Below are 16820 nucleotides of genomic sequence, written 5' to 3' on the forward strand. Positions count from 1 at the left end.
GAAGCCGGCGCCGTTCATGATTGACCCTTATGCCAGACGACAGCCGCACCGCCGAAACCAGGCCCTCTCCCGACGCGCTGCTCGAGCATGCCGAGCGAGAGGAGCGCGGTCGCCTGAGGATATTTCTCGGCGCCGCCCCCGGTGTCGGCAAGACCTACGAGATGCTGATGTCGGGCCGCGCCAGGCTGGCCGACGGGGTCGACGTAGTAATCGGCATCGTCGAGACGCACGGCCGCAAAGAAACCCAGACGCTGGTCGAAGGCTACGAGGTCATTCCTCGCCTTGAGATCGATTACAAGGGGCGGATCCTTGAGGAGATGGATCTCGACGCCATCCTCGCCCGGCACCCGGCGCTGGTTCTGGTCGACGAACTCGCCCACACCAACGTCGCCGGCAGCCGTCACCCCAAGCGCTACCTCGACGTCCAGGAAATCCTGACGCACGGCATCGATGTCTATACGACCCTGAATATCCAGCACGTCGAGAGCCTGAACGATGTCGTGGCGCAGATCACCCGCGTCAGGGTGCGGGAAACTGTCCCCGACTCCATAATCGACCAGGCCGACGACATCGAGATCATCGACCTCACCCCCGACGATCTGATCAAGCGGCTTGAGGAAGGCAAGGTCTACATCCCCAGCACCGCCCAGCGCGCCATCGAGAACTATTTCTCGCCGGGCAATCTGACGGCGCTCCGGGAATTGGCGCTCCGCCGCACTGCCCAGCGGGTCGACGAGCAGTTGCTGACCCATATGCAGGCCCACGCGATACCCGGGCCCTGGGCGGCGGGGGAAAGGGTTCTCGTCTGCGTCGATGCGCGTCCGGGCGGGGCGGCCCGTGTACGTTATGCGCGGAGGTTGGCCGACCGGCTCCGCGCCCCTTGGACGGCGCTTCATGTCGATACCCCTCGTTCAGCTGCCATGCCCGAGGAGGACAAGGATCGGCTGGCGACGCAGCTGCGCCTTGCCGAGCAGCTCGGTGCCGAGGTGACGACCATTCCGGGTCAGAACGTCGCGCAAGACATCGTTCGGCATGCGACGGCGAACAACTTCACCCATATCGTGATCGGCAGGCCGACCCGATCGCGCTGGCGGGAATTGATCGAAGGCTCGCTCACTTACGATCTCATCCGCAATGCCGGCGACATCAGCGTCCATGTCATTTCGGGAAACGAACGCAACGCCGAGGCGACGTCGAGGACCGTCAAGGCGGCGGACGAGCAGTGGCAGTTCGAGATCTGGCCCTATCTCAGGGCCACGGCCTATGTTGTTGGCTCGCTCGCCTTCGCCGTCCTTCTCGACCAGTTTCTCGACGTCCGCAACCTGGCGGTCATCTTTCTCATTGGGGTCCTGACGTCGGCTGTGACCGGCGGTCTCTGGCCGGCTTTGTATGCCTGCCTCATCAGCGCCATTGCCTTCAACTATTTCTTCCTGGAACCACGCTACACGCTGACGATCGAGGATCCGGAGAGCATCGTTGCGCTGGCTGTCTTCCTAGTTGTTGCGGTCATTGCCAGCAATCTAACAGCGCGCGTGCAGCGTCAGGCGGTCGCTGCGCGCTCGCGGGCACGCGCCACTGAAGATATTTATCTCTTCTCAAAGAAGCTCGCCGGTGCTGGCACGCTCGACGACGTTCTCTGGGCGACTGCCTTCCAGATCGCCTCGATGCTGAAGCTGCGCGTGGTGCTGCTTCTGCCGGAGGACGGTACAATTGCGGTCAAAGCCGGCTACCCACCCGACGACACGCTGGCCGAGGCCGACATTGCAGCAGCCCGCTGGGCCTGGGAGCATAACCGCGCCGCGGGGCGCGGCGCCGACACGCTGCCCGGAGCAAAACGCCTCTATCTGCCCTTGCGAACCGGACGCACGGCGGTGGGCGTTGTCGGCCTCGACAACGATAAGCAAGGTCCGCTGCTGACACCCGAGCAGCAGCGTCTGCTCGATGCGCTCGCCGACCAGGCGGCGGTCGCCATCGAGCGCATCCAGCTCGTCGCCGACGTTGACCGGGCCAAGCTTGCGGCCGAGGCAGACCGTCTGCGCTCGGCCTTGCTCACCTCCATTTCCCACGATTTGAAAACGCCGCTTGCCGCCATCATGGGCGCGGCCGGAACACTCAGGGACTTCGAGGCCGCGCTTCCCGAGCAGGACCGGACGGAACTGCTGTCGACCGTGCTCGATGAGGCGGAGAGGCTTAACCGCTTTATTGCCAATCTGCTCGATATGACCAAGATCGAATCCGGCACGATGGAGCCGAACTACGCCTTTCACTATCTCGGCGACATTGTCGGCTCAGCTCTGCATCGGGCCCGCAAAATCGTCCGCGAGCATAAGACCGAGATCGACATCCCATCGGATCTGCCGATGTTGCGGGTCGACCCCGTTCTGTTCGAACAGGTGCTGTTCAACCTCCTTGATAATGCTGCAAAATACGCGCCGCCAGGTTCGACGATCCGCCTGCAGGCCTGGGCCGATAACGGCTTCATCATCCTGCAGATCATGGACGAGGGACCAGGCATTCCGCCAGCGGACCTGGAGCGCGTTTTCGACACTTTCTACCGTGTGCGCAAGGGTGACCAGGTGCGTGCCGGCACCGGGCTCGGCCTGTCGATTTGCCGCGGCTTCATCGAAGCGATGGGCGGGACGCTCTCGGCGGCAAACAGGTCCGACCGCTCGGGGGCGGTTTTCACGATCAAGATGCAGCTGGTGCCGGCGGAACTGCCCAATCTCGGCGAACCCGAGGCGGGCCATCAAAATATGGACGATCTGCCATGACGAGCCTGGACGTCAGGATATTGGTGGTCGACGACGAACCGCCGATCCGGAAACTGCTTCGCGTCGGGCTTGGCAGCCAAGGCTATGCGATCAGCGAGGCGCCGAACGCCAGGGCGGCGATTGAACTCATCGAGACGGAAAAGCCAGACCTTGTGCTGCTCGATCTCGGCCTGCCCGACATGAGCGGGCATGAGCTGCTCCGCAAATGGCGGGATGATGGCCTGGACATTCCCGTGGTTATTCTTTCCAGCCGCACTGATGAGGCCGGCATCGTCTCGGCCCTCGAACTCGGCGCCGACGATTATGTAACCAAGCCATTCGGTATGAACGAGCTTGTCGCACGCATCCGCGTCGCGCTTCGCCACAAGTTCCAGCAGCAGGGTGAGAGACCGGTGTTCCAGACCGGCGACCTCTCCGTCGATCTGGTGAAGCGCATCGTCAAGGTCGAGGACAAGGAGATAAAGCTCTCGCCGAAGGAATACGACATCCTCCGCATCCTCGTACAACATGCCGGCAAGGTTCTCACCCACCAATTCCTGCTGAAGCAGGTCTGGGGCGATTCCACCGACGTTCAATATCTCAGAGTCTACGTCCGGCAGATCAGGCAAAAGATCGAAAAAACGCCCGACCAGCCCCGCTATATCACCACCGAGACCGGCGTCGGATACCGGCTGCGCGAAGTCGATTGACGCGACGAGCATCCGAAGCCGAAATGCCTCTTCCAATCCGCTTCAAGTCAGCGGCGGCCATGGTGTCGCCGGACAAAAGCCCTATATTAAGGAAAGATCGGTTTTGTGCGGGAATGAATGGATGTCACGGCTTCGTCTATTGACGTTTTTAGGGTCGGCAATGCTGACTTCGGCGATGCTGTCGGGCGTAAATCCTGCTGCATCGGCACAGGTCGTCAGTCCCGCCGACCGCAACGTGTTGATCCAGCAGGACCAGTTGCAGATGTTGGAGAACAGGCTGCGGCGGCAGCAATACCAGCAGCAGCAACAGCAGTACCGTGCCCAGGATCGCCAAATCCCAACACCGGAGCGGCAGGAGGTGCCGCAGATGAGGCCAACTTGCCAGTTGCTGCCGTCGGGGAGCGGCTTTGTCAGCACCTGCCGCTGACGACCGGCCCTTTCATTTATTTAGCCGACTTATATATTGTGAAACCGCTCCGCTTGCGGCCCATTGAAAGCGGCCGACTTTGCAACGCTGCCCTTGCCGTTTGGGCACCGCCTCGACTGGATTATCGAATGGCAGCCAGCAAGAAGAAGGTCGTACGCAAGGCAAGGAAGGGCGACCGGATTCGCCAGGTCGCGGCGATTCCGTTTCGGCTGAACGAGCATGGCGACGTCGAGGTGATGCTGGTCACATCGCGAACGACGAGGCGCTTCATCGTACCGAAGGGCTGGCCGATGAAGGGCAAGAGCGGCCGCAAGGCGGCCACCATCGAAGCACAGGAAGAAGCCGGCGTTCTCGGCAAGACACTGAAACAGCCGGCCGGCACCTATTGCTACTGGAAGCGGCTGGCGAACCGCTTCGTCCGTGTCGACGTCGTCGTCTATTTGCTGGAGGTAACCGAGGAACTTGCCGACTGGGAAGAATCCAAGACGCGTCAGCGTGCGTGGCTGGCGCCGGCCGACGCGGCGGTGCTCATCGACGAGCCGGATCTCTCGACGCTGGTGAGGAACGTCAGGATTCCCGAGCTGGAGTATAGTTCCAAAAAAAAGAATCCGGCTTTCGGAAAAGATCACGCTCAGTAAAGGATCGAGGCTATCACGACTGGATCGGGATGGAATTGGCCACAGCGCCTGCCGCCGTCACTTGAACCGAAATCTCACTTGCCGCCGTCGCCCTCGGGCAAAGATCGCACCGGCATGCCGGTATAGGCCCACAGCCATTCGCGCGGCAGCGGCCCCTTGTTGCGGTCGCTTTCCTGCGACTGTTCCCACGCATGTGCGAGGATGCCGACCGAGCGTGACAGCACGAAAAGGCCGCGCGTCAGCGGCGGCGGGAAGCCGAGCTCGCCGTAGATGACGGCCGTGGCGCCGTCGATATTGAGCGGGATTTTTTTGCCCTTGCGCCGCGCCACCTCGGCCTCGATCGCCTCGGCGATGTCGGCGAAGCGCCCGCTGACGATGCCGCGCGCGGCAAAGTCGCGGGTTAACTCGATGAGGCGGGGCGCCCGCGGGTCGACCGGATGGAAACGATGGCCGAGCCCGGGCACATAGCCGTTTTCCCCGGCAAGGAAACGATCGAGCCGCGCCGACACGGCGTCCGCAAGCGGCATGCCGGCGTCCAGTTCGGCAGCGATGTCTCCGTAGAAGGAAAGCGCCTGTTCGCCGGCGCCGCCATGCACATCGCCAAGCACGTTGACGGCTGATGCCATGGCGCTGTTGATGCCGACGCCGCAGGTGATCGCCATGCGGGCGATGGCGATCGACGGCGCCTGCGGCCCATGGTCGACGGCAGCACCCAGCGCGATGCCAAGCAGCGCCGCCTGCTCCTCGCTTGGCAGTTCGCCGCGCAGCATCAGCCAGATCATTGCCGGAAAGCTGACGCGGCCGATCAGATCCTGGATTTCATAGCCGCGCAGGCGGATGACGCCGGGGCGCATCTCGATGATGCCGGTCTGCCACCATTCCTCGCCGCGTGCGCGACCAGTCTTGTTTTGCGTTCCGCTCATGCCTTCGCTCTTTTCCTGGCACGCGGCGGCAGGCCGGCAAAAACCTCGCCCATATGCTCGCCGAGCGCCGGCGGCGGCCTGCTCGGCAAAGGTGCCTCGCCATCGACCATGAAGCCGCAGCGCACCACGGTCAGCGGCTGGTCCATCCCGGACACAGCCGGGAACCGCGCCGTCATGCCGCGCTCGATCACCTGTCGCTCCTGCAGTATCTGCGGGATTGTCAGCACCCGGCCTGCCGGCACGCCGGCGCGATTGAACGTCTCCTCCCAGGCGGCGGCCGAGCCGCTCGTCAAGGCATCCTCGATCAGCGCTTTCAATGCAATGCGGTTCTGCTTGCGCGTTTCTCGCTCGGCAAAGCGGACATCCGACGCCAACTCCGGCCGACCGATCAACCGGCACAGTGTGACGAACTGCTCCTGCTTGTTGGCTGCGATGTTGAGCAAGCCGTCGCCGGTGCGAAACGCGCCAGACGGTGCGGCCGTCATATTTTCATTGCCCATCGGCTGCGGCTCGACGTCCGCCGTCAGATAGTTCGACACCGGCCAGCCGAGCGCAGAAAGCGTGCATTCGAGCATCGAGACGTCGAGGAACGCGCCCTCGCCTGTCGTCTTCTGCTTGACCAGCGCGGCGGTAATGGCGAACGCCCCGACCAGCCCGCCAAGCGTATCGGCGACCGGATAGCCAACACGCAGCGGCGCCGTTTCCGGTGTACCGGTGATGCTCATAATCCCGGAAAGACCCTGGATGATCTGGTCGTAGGCTGGATTGTCGCGCATCGGCCCGGTCTGGCCGAAGCCCGATATCGCACAATAGACAAGGCTTGGCCGGACCTCTTTCAGCCTGGCATGGCCAAGCCCCAGCCGGTCCATTACGCCGGGGCGGAAATTCTCGACCAGCGCGTCGGCCGAAGCGACCAGATCGAGGAAGCGTTCGCGGTCGGCCTCCTGCTTGAGATCGAGCGCCACCGAGCGTTTGCCGGCATTCTGCGCCAGGAACGAAGCGCCCATGCCCGCCCGGTTGAGCTCCGGAGAGGCGCCGAGCTGGCGCGCCAGATCGCCGCCTTGCGGCGTCTCAACCTTGATGACGTCGGCCCCGAGCAATGCCAGCTGGTAGGCGCAATAGGGGCCGGCCAACACATTGGTCAGGTCAAGGATGCGGATGCCGGAAAGCAGGTCTGTCATGACGTCACGAACAGCTCAGGCATCGCCCGGCACGTGCTCCGGTCCCCGCATGCGTCTGTGCTCGATGTAGGCCCAGATATGCGGTCCAACCAGCCCGATGAAGGCCAGCGTCAGCAACGTCAGCGACAGCGGATGCTTGTAGAACACCGTCCAATCGCCGTTCGAGATGGTCATCGCGCGGCGGAACTGCGTTTCGGCAAGCGGCCCGAGAATCATGCCGATGATAACCGGCGCGGTCGGAAAATCGAAACGCCGCATCAGGAAACCGGCGGCACCGAGCAGATAGAGGATGACGAGGTCGATCGGCGATTGCGAGATGCCGTAGGTGCCGACTGTTGCGAACACCAGGATGCCGGCATACAGCTGCGGCGCCGGGATCTTCAGCAATCGCACCCAAAGCCCGATTAGCGGCAGGTTAAGGACGACGAGGATGACGTTGGCGATGAACAGGCTGGCGATCAGCCCCCACACTAGGTCGGCCTGCGTCGTCAGCAGCAGCGGCCCCGGATTGATACCGTAGCTCTGGAATGCCGACAGCATGATTGCGGCCGTCGCCGAGGTCGGCAGGCCGAGCGTCAGCATCGGCACCAGCACGCCGGCCGCGGATGCATTGTTGGCTGCTTCCGGTCCGGCAACGCCCTCGATGGCACCGACGGTGCCGAACTCGTCCTTGTGTCTGGAGAGTTTCTTCTCGATGGCATAGGAGAGGAAGGTCGGGATTTCGGCACCGCCGGCCGGCATGGCGCCGATCGGGAAGCCGATCAGGGAGCCGCGCAGCCATGGCCTCCACGAGCGCGACCATTCGGCCGCGGTCATGTAGAGCGACCCTTTCAACGGCACGATGTCGTCCTTGCCGGCATAGCGGCGCGAGGCCATGTAAAGCGTCTCGCCAACGGCGAACAGGCCAACGGCGACGACGATGACGTCGACGCCATCCAGCAATTCGCTCATGCCGAAGGTGAAGCGCGGCTGCCCCGTCTGCAGGTCGACGCCTATCATGCCGACGACGAAGCCGGCGAACAGGCTGGTCAGGCCGCGTACCGACGACGAGCCGAGCACCGCCGAAACCGTGATGAAGGCCAGCACCATCAGCGAGAAATATTCGGCCGGGCCGAAGGCCAGCGCAAATTTGACGACGATCGGCGCCAGAAAGGCAACGCCGATCGTGCCCAGCGTGCCGGCGACGAAGGAACCAATCGCCGAGGTCGCCAGGGCCGCACCGCCACGGCCGGAGCGGGCCATCCTGTTGCCCTCGAGCGCGGTGACGATGGTGGCGCTTTCGCCAGGCGTGTTGAGCAGGATCGATGTCGTCGAGCCGCCATACATGGCGCCGTAATAGATACCGGCAAACAGGATGAAGGATGCCTCCGGCGCCACCTGATAGGTGATCGGCAACAGCAGCGCTATGGTCAGTGCCGGTCCGAGGCCGGGCAGCACGCCGATCGCAGTCCCAAGCGTGGTGCCGACCAGGCACCATATGAGATTGATCGGCGAGAAGGCGACCGAAAATCCGTGCGCGAGATGGCCGAGCGTTTCCATGGCGTCAGCCCCTCAGCATGGTGACAAGCGAATCGACGATCGCGTTCAGCTGGTTTTCGATGAAGCCGGCGCCGATATTGACGCCGAGCGCCCTGGCAAAGCCGAAATAGGCGGCAAGCGCCAGGATCAGCCCGAGCAGCACGTCACGCAGCGGGCGCCGGCTGCCGAAACCGTGGCAGATGAGAACGAACATGATGACAGATGCCGCGGTAAAGCCGAGCGGCTGGATCAGCACGAGGTTGGCGATCAGTCCGAGGGCGACGATGCCCATCGCCTTCCAGTCGGTCGGCGTCGCCTTTTCGTCCTCCGGCTGCCAGCCGCCCCGCAAGGCGGCAATGATGAGCAGCAGCGACAGGATCACCATGCCGGTCATGGTGATGTAGGGAAAGACGGTCGGACCGACCTTGGAATAGAGCGGCGACACCGGGATTGCCAGCGTCTGCCAGGCAACCGCACCCGCACAGGCGAGGAGCCCGACGCCGATCAGCAGTTCGGGCACTGCAAGGCGCGGCGGCGCCGGCTGGTCGCTGGTGCTCATCATCGTCCTCCCAATGTCGGTCCCTTGGGCCCGGTTCTCCTTGGACCGGTCTCACCCGGCCGATCTCGGCGTAGTTTCACCTCCGGCGCCGCGTATGTCCATGCGGCTGGCGAAAGTCGGCAAGGGTTGGCGCAGGCTGCCACCCCTTGCCGAGAGCATCACGCCAGACCGAGGTCCTTGAGTATCGTCCCGATGCGGGCCGTGTCTTCTGCGACGAATTTCGCATAATCGTCACCGGTGAGCAGGATCTGCGTCCAGTTGCGGTTCTTGCATTCGGTGGCCCAGGCGTCGCTCTTGGCCATGGTCTCGATCAGCTTGATCATTGCTGCCTTGTCGGCGTCCGAGACGCCGGGCGGTGCGAAGACGCCACGCCAGTTGAACAGCTCGACATCGATGCCTGCTTCCTTCATCGTCGGCGCATCGATCCCCTCCTGGCGTTTGTCCGCGGAGATGGCCAGCAGCCGCAGCGCACCCGCCTTGACCTGTTCGGCGAACTCGCCGTAGCCGGAGATGCCGGCCGCGACCTGGTTGCCGAGCAGCGCCGAAAGCGCCTCGCCGCCGCCGGCGAACGGCACATAGGAAAGATTGGTGGCCGGAACACCAACGGTCTTGGCGATGAGGCCGAACAATATATGGTCCGAGCCGCCGGCCGAACCGCCAGCAACCGGAACCTGCGTCGGGTCAGCCTTGAGAGCCGCGACAAAGTCCGCGGCCGTCTTGAACGGCGAGGCGGCCGGCACCACAAGCGCCTCGAACTCACCGGTGAGGCGGGCGATCGGCGTGACCTCGGTAAGGTTGTTGGCCGCCTTGTTGGCGATGATGGCGCCTACCATGACCATGCCGGCCACCATCAGCGCATTGCCCTTGCCCTTCCATTGGTTGACGAATTGCGGCAGGCCGACAGTACCGCCGGCGCCGCCGACATTGGTGATCTGCGACCCGGAAATCAGTTTTTCGCTGCGCAGCACCTGGTCCATGGCGCGCGCCGTCTGGTCCCAGCCGCCGCCCGGCGCCGCCGGCACGAAAATCTGCAGCTGCGGCGCGTCCTGCGCAAAGGCGGGGACAAAATGCGATGCCGTGAGTCCGGCAGCACCTGCTGCCGCGGTGCTCATCAAGAATCGGCGTCTGTTCAGCATGGGATTCCTCCAAATCGCGACACCTCCTCCGGTGCCTGCCAGAAACGTGGCCTGATTTCAGACCCGCTCGATAAAATTCATGCAGAGTTTGCGTCCTCCTGTCAAAGACAGAACACGCCGCATGCGGCACAATCGGACTGTGCGATCTTCAGGCAGGCGAACTTGACGCCGGACGACGTGGCAGGCAGAGGCCAGACGGTGTCCGTCAGGGCTGCCGCTCCAGCAGGATGGTCGGCTTGCCTTGGTAGACGGTTCGAAGCACTTCGCCATAACCACATTTTGCCGCGACGTTTAGCGATCCGGTGTTCTCCGGATCGATGATGCAGACGGTCGTCGCGGCGCCGAACGTTTCGTCGCCCCAGGCAAGCACCCGTGCGACGACTTCGCTGGCCAACCCGTGGCCATGCGCGCCCGAAACCAGAGCCCAGCCGGTCTCCGGAATGCCCTCGATCGACGGCGTCATGTCGCGTTTCAGATCGTGAAAGCCGGCCTCGCCGATGAAGCAGCCGGTCGCCTTATCCTCGATCGCCCAGAAGCCGTAGCCCAGAAGCGACCACAGGCCGGCGTGGCGTAAGAAGCGCATCCAGCTTTCCTCCCGCGTGCGCGGCTTCCCGCCGATAAAGCGGGTGACGACGGGATCGGCCCACATAGCGACATAGGCGTCGAAATCGTCAAGCCGGTGCGGCCGCAGGACCGTGCGCGAGGTCTCAAGCACTGGGGCGACAATTGTATGCGGACTGGCCATGGTCATGTCTCGTTTGTGTTGCCGGTGCCTAACGCAGGTCTTCCAAAAGGGGGACAGCGACACGCACGAGACGGGAAATCCAATCCGTTGTGAAAAACAAGAGCCAAGGCTGTGTAGATCATCTTCCAGGCTGATGTGAATCCTGCCAGGCGGTGTTAGTTTTTCTCCGGTATTGGTTCAGGCGCGTTGGGTTTCGGCGCTGCCGTCCGACAGAGGGAATCCAGCATGGACACCACCGACCTTGTGCTTGCCATCTTCCATCATCTGCTGGTGTTTTCGTTGGCAGGCATCATCGGCGCCGAATTCGTCCTGATCCGCAGCGACTTGTCCGCCGCGACGCTGAAGCGGCTCGTCGGCATCGACCGCCACTACGGCATTATTGCCATGCTGATCATCGTCGTTGGCATCGGCCGCGTCGTCTATGGTCTGAAAGGCTGGGAATTCTACGTCTACAATTGGATGTTCTGGGCAAAGATTGCCGCTTTCGCCATTGTCGGCCTGTTGTCGATTATCCCGACCATCCGTTTCCTATCCTGGAACACGCAGGCGAGCATCAGTCCCGGCTACCAGGTTCCTGCGGCGGAGCTGGCGTCCGTTCGCACCTATGTCCGCACCGAGGCATCGATCTTCCTATTGATCCCGGTGTTCGCGGCGGCGATGGCGCGCGGCTACGGCTACTAGAATAGGTTGGAGGAAGGGCATCGCACGGCCCAACCTTGCCACTCATTTGCGCAGAGAAACGTGCGGTTTGCCGTTTGAGCGCGATTGTCATTTGTCGGGTTGCGCTAGTTATTGCTCTATCTACAGTCGGTTTTAGAGGAACCCGCGCAGCGGTTGGCAATCATATCCTGGGAGGAAACACGATGCGAAAACTCATCGCCGCGTTGGCTGCCGCTGCGGCCGCCATGCTTTATCCGTCGGCCGCTGGCGCGCAGACCTACCCCGAACGCACCATCACCATTGTCGTGCCGTTTTCGGCCGGTGGCCCGACCGACACCGTCACGCGTCTTGTCGCGGAAGCTATGTCGAAAGACCTCGGCCAGCAGGTCACCGTCGAGAATGTCGGCGGCGCCGGCGGCACGCTCGGCGCCGGCCGCGTCGCAAATGCCGAGCCTGACGGCTACACGCTGCTCCTCCATCACATCGGCATGGCTACCAGTGCTACGCTCTATAGAAAGCTCGCCTACGACACACTGAACGGCTTCGAATATGTCGGCCTCGTCACCGAGGTGCCGATGACCATCGTCGGCCGCAAGGACCTCGAGCCGACCGATCTGAAGGGGCTGGTCGACTATGCCAAGGCCAACAAGGACAGCATCACCGTTGCCAATGCCGGGATCGGTGCCGCCTCGCATCTGTGCGGCATGCTGTTCATGAGCGCCATCGGCACGCCGCTGGTCACCGTACCCTACAAGGGCACTGCCCCGGCCATGACCGATCTTCTCGGCGGCCAGGTCGATATCATGTGCGACCAGACGACCAATACCACCAAGCAGATCCAGGGCGGCACTATCAAGGCCTATGCCGTAACCTCGCCACAACGCCTCGATGTGCTGCCGGACGTGCCGACGACGATAGAAGCCGGCCTTCCCCAGGTGCAGGTCGGCATCTGGCACGGCATCTATGCCCCCAAGGGCACACCGGCCGAGATCACCGAACGCCTTTCGAAATCGCTGCAGGTGGCGCTGAAGGACCAGAATGTCGTCGCCCGATTTGCCGAACTCGGCACCAAGCCGTCGCCGGAGGCCGATGCCACGCCGGCCGCGCTCAAAGCCAAGCTGGAAAGTGAGATCGCGCGCTGGAAGCCGATCATCGAAGCGGCCGGCCAGTACGCCGACTAAGGTTTTAACGGGGCGCCGCCAGCGCCCCGTTTTTTTACACCGGCATCGGCACGCCCATGAGGCGAGCCGGGAGGACGCAATGAAACCTTTCGCAATCGACAGGACCAACGGCATATGCGCCGCGCTGTTGGTCTTTATTGGCGCCTTTTTCGCGCTGCAGTCGCTGGGCCTCGAAATCGGCACCGCCTTTCGCATGGGGCCGGGCTATTTCCCGCTGGTGCTGGCGATCGTGCTGATCCTGCTTGGCGCCGCCATCCTTGTCCAAGCGGTGCGTTTCGAGAGCGAGCCGATCGGTTACATCGCGTGGCGCGGCATGCTGTTTATCCTGCCTGCTCCGATCTTCTTCGGCCTGACGGTGCGCGGCCTCGGCTTCATCCCGTCGATCTTCCTGACGGCGCTGATCGCATCGTTCGGTAGCGGCCGCATGAGGCCGCTGACCGCACTCGTGCTGTCGGCCGGCCTGACGCTGTTCGCATTCGTCGTTTTCAGCTACGCCCTCGGCCTGCCGTTCCGGCGTTTCGGCCCGTGGTTGCCCCTATCGTTGTGAGGAGATGAAATGGAACTCCTCAGCAACCTCGCACTCGGCTTTTCGACAGCCACATCTTTGGCAAACCTCGGCTTCTGCCTGATCGGCGTCCTTCTCGGCACGCTGATTGGCGTCCTGCCCGGCATCGGTGCCACCGCAACCATCGCCATGCTGTTGCCGATCACCTTCCAGATTGGCGACCCGGTTTCCTCTCTCATCATGCTCGCCGGTATCTATTACGGCGCGCAGTATGGCGGCTCGACCACCGCCATTCTCATCAACATGCCCGGCGAATCCTCGTCGGCCGTCACCGCAATCGACGGCTATCAGATGGCCAGGAACGGCCGCGCCGGAGCAGCCCTGGCGACCGCGGCGATAGGCTCGTTCTTTGCCGGCACGGTGTCGACCTTCCTCGTCGCCATCTTTGCCCCACCGCTGACGGCGATAGCGCTGAGATTCGGCGCGGCCGAGTATTTTTCGCTGATGATCGTCGGCCTGGTCTCGTCCGTCGCGCTCGCCCACGGCTCGGTCGTCAAGGCGCTGGCTATGGTCGTGCTCGGCCTGCTGCTGGGACTTGTCGGCACCGATATCTACACCGGTACGCCCCGCTTCACACTCGGTATCCGCGAATATGCCGACGGGCTGAATTTCGTCGCGGTGGCGGTCGGCGTCTTCGGCGTCGCCGAGATATTGCGCAACCTCGAAAACGAGCATGAGCGTTCCGTGCTGATCCGAAGTATCTCCGGCCTTATGCCGGGTAAAGAAGATTTTCGCCGCATGGCGGCTCCCATCGTGCGCGGAACGATCATCGGTTCGGCGCTCGGTATCCTGCCCGGAGGCGGCGCGATCCTTGCCGCCTTTGCGTCCTACACCGTCGAAAAGCGCGTCTCGAAAAACCCGGGGGAATTCGGCAAGGGCGCCATCGAAGGCGTCGCCGGACCGGAATCGGCCAACAATGCCGGCGCCCAAACCTCCTTCATCCCAATGCTGACGCTCGGTATTCCGGCCAACCCGGTAATGGCGCTGATGATCGGCGCGATGATCATCCAGGGCATCGTGCCCGGCCCCAATGTCGCCATCGAACAGCCCGCGCTGTTTTGGGGGATCATCACCTCGATGTGGATCGGCAATCTGATGTTGATTGTCTTGAACCTGCCGCTGATCGGGCTCTGGGTGAAACTCCTTACCATCCCCTACTACGTGCTCTTCCCGATCATCATGGCGTTCTGCTCGATCGGCGTTTACAGCGTCAACACCAATGTCTACGACCTCTATGCCGTCGCCTTCTTCGGCTTGCTGGGCTACCTCCTGACCAAGCTGCGCTGCGAACCTGCGCCGCTGCTGCTCGGCTTCGTGCTCGGCCCGCTGCTTGAGGAAAACCTGCGCCGCGCCATGATCCTCTCGCGCGGCGACCCAAGCACCTTCGTGATGCGGCCGATCAGCGCCAGCCTGCTCCTCATCGCGCTCGCCGTGCTCGTCATCGTCTTTCTCCCCGCGGTCAAGAAGAAGCGCGAAGAGGTGTTCGTCGAGGAGAGTTCCTGAACATGGATGTCGCCGCATAAAAGGAACTTTAGATTCAGCTAGCGGGCAGTGGTTGCCGCTGCTCGGTCCTGAGCTGCTTCCACTGGCCCGAGCGGCCCGATCTCGACCAGTGGTGCAGGCACGCTGGTCGTCTTTTCCTTGGCCTTGCAGATATCGGCGATGACGCAGGCCGGGCAATCCGGCTTGCGTGCCTTGCAGACATAGCGGCCGTGCAGGATCAGCCAATGATGCGCATGCCGGATATATTCATCCGGAATGATCTTCAGGAAACCTTGCTCTACCTGTTCCGGCGTCTTGCCCGGCGCCAGGCCGAGCCTGTTACCGATGCGGAAGATGTGCGTGTCGACTGCCATCGTGTGCTGGCCGAAGGCGACGTTGAGCACGACATTGGCGGTCTTGCGGCCGACACCCGGCAGCTCGACCAGTTGATCGCGATCCTCAGGCACCTCGCCGCTATGGTCACGGATCAGCGCCTCGGACAGCGCGATGACGTTCTTGGCCTTGTTGCGCCATAGCCCGATGGTGCGGATATGGTCGCCGAGCTTGGCCTCGCCCAGCGCCAGCATCTTTTGCGGCGTGTCGGCAATTTTGAACAGCGCCCGCGTCGCCTTATTGACGCCGGCGTCCGTTGCCTGAGCCGAAAGCACCACTGCCACCAGCAGCGTGAAGGGGTTGATATGTTCGAGTTCGCCTCTCGGCTCCGGCCGCTGAACGGAAAAACGGCGAAAAATCTCATGCACCTCGGCCGGGCTGTAAAGCGCCCGCGATCTCGCCGGCCGCGGACGCGGCTTGGCGTTCGAGTCATCGCGGCGGCCGGGCAGCAGGTCTTTTTTGAGCGCGGAAGAGTTTTTGGGCTTGGGGCTTGTCATTGCCTTCCTATAATATTCCCCAATGAGCGACACAAACGCCTCATTTCAGGCCGACGAGCCATTCTTCCAGGCGCTGCTGACACCGCACCGGTCGCTGGGCAAGACCGGCTTTGCCATCCTGATGGGCGCACTGCTGTTCGGGTGGCTGGTGACCGGAGCGTTTTTTCTGTCGCGCGGCGCCTGGCCGGTGTTCGGCTTCTTCGGCCTCGACGTGATCGGCGTCTATATCGCCTTCCGTGCGAATTATCGCGCCGCCCGGGCTCGCGAGGAGGTGTCGGTGTCGCGCACCAGCCTCGATATCCGCAAGACTGCCCCGTCAGGCAAATCGGAATCACACCGCTTCAATCCGTTCTGGGCACGCTTTTCGATCGCCCGCCACGCCGAGATCGGCATCACCAGAATGGCGGTCGAGGCGCAAGGAAAAACCGTCTCGATCGGCGCCTTTCTCAACCCCGACGACCGCGAGAGTTTTGCCACCGCATTTTCGCGCGCTCTGGCGACCGCCAAGGCGCGCTGAGCCAGCGTTTCAGAACCGATAGCGCAACAGCCTGCCGATCTTGCGCAATGCTGGAATGTATTTCCAAAAGCGAACAAACAGTTTCGCGAGCCAGCGCATGCGAGCGGCATGTTCCGGCTTATAGGCAGGGATGTCCTCGATGAACCGCAGCTTCGGAACGGCTCGCTCCAATTCATGCGGGTTCTCAATGCTCCAATGGACCTCGGCGCCGGTGGCGCGGAAGGAGGAATTGAGGCGAATGATCTTCAGGCCCAGGCGACTATAGGCATCGAAAACCAGTTCGCCGCTCGAAAGATGTCCCACCAAACGAGAAAACAGTTGCTGCCCGTCCTCGGCGGCCAGGTAGGGAGTCAGGCCTTCCGCCACGACTATGGCCGGGCGATCCCGAGGTACTTCGTTCAGCCATCCAGGTTCGGTGAGCGACGAAGCGATCAGGTGGTAGCGATCCCGCACGGGATAGAGCCTGCGCCTGAGGTCGATGACTTCGGGATAGTCGACGTCGAACCAGTCCACGCCGGCTGGCGGGTCGATACGGAATATGCGCGTGTCGAGCCCACACCCCAGATGCAGCACGATGGCGTCAGGATTTCGGGCGAGAAAGTCCTGAACGCAGACGTCCAGCGTCTTTGCCCTGATTGCTAGACCGATGCCGAGATTGTTGTCGACCTTGAGCCGTGAGAAATCATAGTCGATGTTGCGCACCGCCTTGTCGGCAAAGTAGTCCCTGAGCAGCGAATTGGGCAGCCGGCTCTCCAGCGCCTTGCCGTAAAGTGTCAAAAGCAAAGTCTCCTTTGCCCCGGTCAGGTTTACTTTTTCACCAGCCACGACCGTCCTCCCCATTCAAAGCCCAGCTCTATCTGGGTACATGCCGCGGGAAAGCAAGTTTCGGGTGGTGATCGGCGCCGCGAAGGACGATATTCGCACTCAAGGAGATACTG

General features: G+C 62.7%; 17 protein-coding genes. 9 read left to right on the plus strand and 8 right to left on the minus strand.

Features of this window, described 5'->3' with window-relative positions:
• The first annotated feature begins 29 nt into the window (after positions 1–29).
• The 4 genes from NKJ84_RS11745 (at position 30) to NKJ84_RS11760 (ending at position 4525) form a co-directional block, all read left to right on the plus strand.
• Positions 30–2771, plus strand: a complete 2742-nt coding sequence (locus NKJ84_RS11745) for a DUF4118 domain-containing protein (protein WP_352506582.1) — start codon at positions 30–32, stop codon at positions 2769–2771.
• Complete coding sequence (locus NKJ84_RS11750) at positions 2768–3460, plus strand: response regulator transcription factor (protein WP_352506583.1); 693 nt, start codon at positions 2768–2770, stop codon at positions 3458–3460. Before NKJ84_RS11745 ends, NKJ84_RS11750 begins: the two co-directional genes overlap by 4 nt.
• Positions 3461–3581: 121 nt before the next feature.
• On the plus strand, positions 3582–3887 hold the full coding sequence (locus NKJ84_RS11755) for a hypothetical protein (protein ID WP_352506584.1): 306 nt from the start codon (positions 3582–3584) through the stop codon (positions 3885–3887).
• 128 nt (positions 3888–4015) lie between these two features.
• Entirely contained in the window at positions 4016–4525 is a 510-nt protein-coding gene (locus NKJ84_RS11760) for an NUDIX hydrolase (RefSeq protein ID WP_352506585.1), read from the plus strand.
• Positions 4526–4599: 74 nt separating this feature from the next.
• Here NKJ84_RS11760 and NKJ84_RS11765 read toward each other — a convergent pair whose 3' ends face one another.
• The 6 genes from NKJ84_RS11765 to NKJ84_RS11790 form a co-directional block, all read right to left on the minus strand.
• Positions 4600–5448, minus strand: a complete 849-nt coding sequence (locus tag NKJ84_RS11765) for a citryl-CoA lyase (protein ID WP_352506586.1) — start codon at positions 5446–5448, stop codon at positions 4600–4602.
• On the minus strand, positions 5445–6629 hold the full coding sequence (locus NKJ84_RS11770) for a CaiB/BaiF CoA transferase family protein (protein WP_352506587.1): 1185 nt from the start codon (positions 6627–6629) through the stop codon (positions 5445–5447). The genes NKJ84_RS11765 and NKJ84_RS11770 overlap by 4 nt, the downstream gene beginning before the upstream one ends.
• Before the next feature lie 15 nt (positions 6630–6644).
• On the minus strand, positions 6645–8168 hold the full coding sequence (locus tag NKJ84_RS11775; RefSeq protein ID WP_254816834.1) for a tripartite tricarboxylate transporter permease: 1524 nt from the start codon (positions 8166–8168) through the stop codon (positions 6645–6647).
• Positions 8169–8172: 4 nt separating this feature from the next.
• Complete coding sequence (locus NKJ84_RS11780; RefSeq protein WP_352506588.1) at positions 8173–8706, minus strand: tripartite tricarboxylate transporter TctB family protein; 534 nt, start codon at positions 8704–8706, stop codon at positions 8173–8175.
• Positions 8707–8864: 158 nt separating this feature from the next.
• Entirely contained in the window at positions 8865–9842 is a 978-nt protein-coding gene (locus NKJ84_RS11785) for a Bug family tripartite tricarboxylate transporter substrate binding protein (protein ID WP_352506589.1), read from the minus strand.
• Between the two features lie 205 nt (positions 9843–10047).
• Positions 10048–10587 (minus strand): GNAT family N-acetyltransferase, encoded by a 540-nt coding sequence (locus tag NKJ84_RS11790; protein WP_352506590.1) that lies wholly within the window; start codon positions 10585–10587, stop codon positions 10048–10050.
• 225 nt (positions 10588–10812) lie between these two features.
• On the opposite strand from NKJ84_RS11790, the gene NKJ84_RS11795 reads away from it, so the two are divergent.
• From NKJ84_RS11795 to NKJ84_RS11810, 4 genes are all read left to right on the plus strand, one after another.
• Positions 10813–11268: a DUF2214 family protein gene (locus NKJ84_RS11795; protein WP_352506591.1), complete on the plus strand. Its 456-nt coding sequence runs from the start codon at positions 10813–10815 to the stop codon at positions 11266–11268.
• A 182-nt stretch (positions 11269–11450) separates the two neighbouring features.
• Positions 11451–12428, plus strand: a complete 978-nt coding sequence (locus NKJ84_RS11800; RefSeq protein ID WP_352506592.1) for a tripartite tricarboxylate transporter substrate-binding protein — start codon at positions 11451–11453, stop codon at positions 12426–12428.
• 79 nt (positions 12429–12507) lie between these two features.
• On the plus strand, positions 12508–12975 hold the full coding sequence (locus NKJ84_RS11805; RefSeq protein ID WP_352476416.1) for a tripartite tricarboxylate transporter TctB family protein: 468 nt from the start codon (positions 12508–12510) through the stop codon (positions 12973–12975).
• A 9-nt stretch (positions 12976–12984) separates the two neighbouring features.
• Positions 12985–14496, plus strand: a complete 1512-nt coding sequence (locus tag NKJ84_RS11810) for a tripartite tricarboxylate transporter permease (protein ID WP_352506593.1) — start codon at positions 12985–12987, stop codon at positions 14494–14496.
• Between the two features lie 38 nt (positions 14497–14534).
• Here the strand turns inward: NKJ84_RS11810 and nth are convergent, their stop codons facing one another.
• On the minus strand, positions 14535–15365 hold the full coding sequence (gene nth, locus NKJ84_RS11815; protein ID WP_352506594.1) for an endonuclease III: 831 nt from the start codon (positions 15363–15365) through the stop codon (positions 14535–14537).
• A gap of 22 nt (positions 15366–15387) precedes the next feature.
• Here nth and NKJ84_RS11820 point away from each other — a divergent pair, with 22 nt between their 5' ends.
• A complete protein-coding gene (locus tag NKJ84_RS11820) occupies positions 15388–15882 on the plus strand; it encodes a DUF2244 domain-containing protein (protein ID WP_352506595.1) in 495 nt (164 codons plus the stop codon).
• A 9-nt stretch (positions 15883–15891) separates the two neighbouring features.
• Here NKJ84_RS11820 and NKJ84_RS11825 read toward each other — a convergent pair whose 3' ends face one another.
• Positions 15892–16707: a class I SAM-dependent methyltransferase gene (locus NKJ84_RS11825; RefSeq protein ID WP_352506596.1), complete on the minus strand. Its 816-nt coding sequence runs from the start codon at positions 16705–16707 to the stop codon at positions 15892–15894.
• Positions 16708–16820 lie beyond the last annotated feature (113 nt).

Source organism: Mesorhizobium sp. M0048, from assembly GCF_040323405.1.
Classification (GTDB): Bacteria; Pseudomonadota; Alphaproteobacteria; order Rhizobiales; family Rhizobiaceae; genus Mesorhizobium.

Coding starts and splice junctions, on each gene's coding strand:
- NKJ84_RS11795 (WP_352506591.1), top strand. CDS start 10,813: ATGGACACCACCGACCTTGTGCTTGCCATCTTCCATCATCTGCTGGTG.
- NKJ84_RS11755 (WP_352506584.1), top strand. CDS start 3,582: ATGTCACGGCTTCGTCTATTGACGTTTTTAGGGTCGGCAATGCTGACT.
- NKJ84_RS11745 (WP_352506582.1), top strand. CDS start 30: ATGCCAGACGACAGCCGCACCGCCGAAACCAGGCCCTCTCCCGACGCG.
- NKJ84_RS11820 (WP_352506595.1), top strand. CDS start 15,388: ATGAGCGACACAAACGCCTCATTTCAGGCCGACGAGCCATTCTTCCAG.
- NKJ84_RS11775 (WP_254816834.1), bottom strand. CDS start 8,168: ATGGAAACGCTCGGCCATCTCGCGCACGGATTTTCGGTCGCCTTCTCG.
- NKJ84_RS11750 (WP_352506583.1), top strand. CDS start 2,768: ATGACGAGCCTGGACGTCAGGATATTGGTGGTCGACGACGAACCGCCG.
- NKJ84_RS11765 (WP_352506586.1), bottom strand. CDS start 5,448: ATGAGCGGAACGCAAAACAAGACTGGTCGCGCACGCGGCGAGGAATGG.
- NKJ84_RS11790 (WP_352506590.1), bottom strand. CDS start 10,587: ATGGCCAGTCCGCATACAATTGTCGCCCCAGTGCTTGAGACCTCGCGC.
- NKJ84_RS11780 (WP_352506588.1), bottom strand. CDS start 8,706: ATGAGCACCAGCGACCAGCCGGCGCCGCCGCGCCTTGCAGTGCCCGAA.
- NKJ84_RS11800 (WP_352506592.1), top strand. CDS start 11,451: ATGCGAAAACTCATCGCCGCGTTGGCTGCCGCTGCGGCCGCCATGCTT.
- NKJ84_RS11760 (WP_352506585.1), top strand. CDS start 4,016: ATGGCAGCCAGCAAGAAGAAGGTCGTACGCAAGGCAAGGAAGGGCGAC.
- NKJ84_RS11785 (WP_352506589.1), bottom strand. CDS start 9,842: ATGCTGAACAGACGCCGATTCTTGATGAGCACCGCGGCAGCAGGTGCT.
- NKJ84_RS11770 (WP_352506587.1), bottom strand. CDS start 6,629: ATGACAGACCTGCTTTCCGGCATCCGCATCCTTGACCTGACCAATGTG.
- NKJ84_RS11805 (WP_352476416.1), top strand. CDS start 12,508: ATGAAACCTTTCGCAATCGACAGGACCAACGGCATATGCGCCGCGCTG.
- nth (WP_352506594.1), bottom strand. CDS start 15,365: ATGACAAGCCCCAAGCCCAAAAACTCTTCCGCGCTCAAAAAAGACCTG.
- NKJ84_RS11810 (WP_352506593.1), top strand. CDS start 12,985: ATGGAACTCCTCAGCAACCTCGCACTCGGCTTTTCGACAGCCACATCT.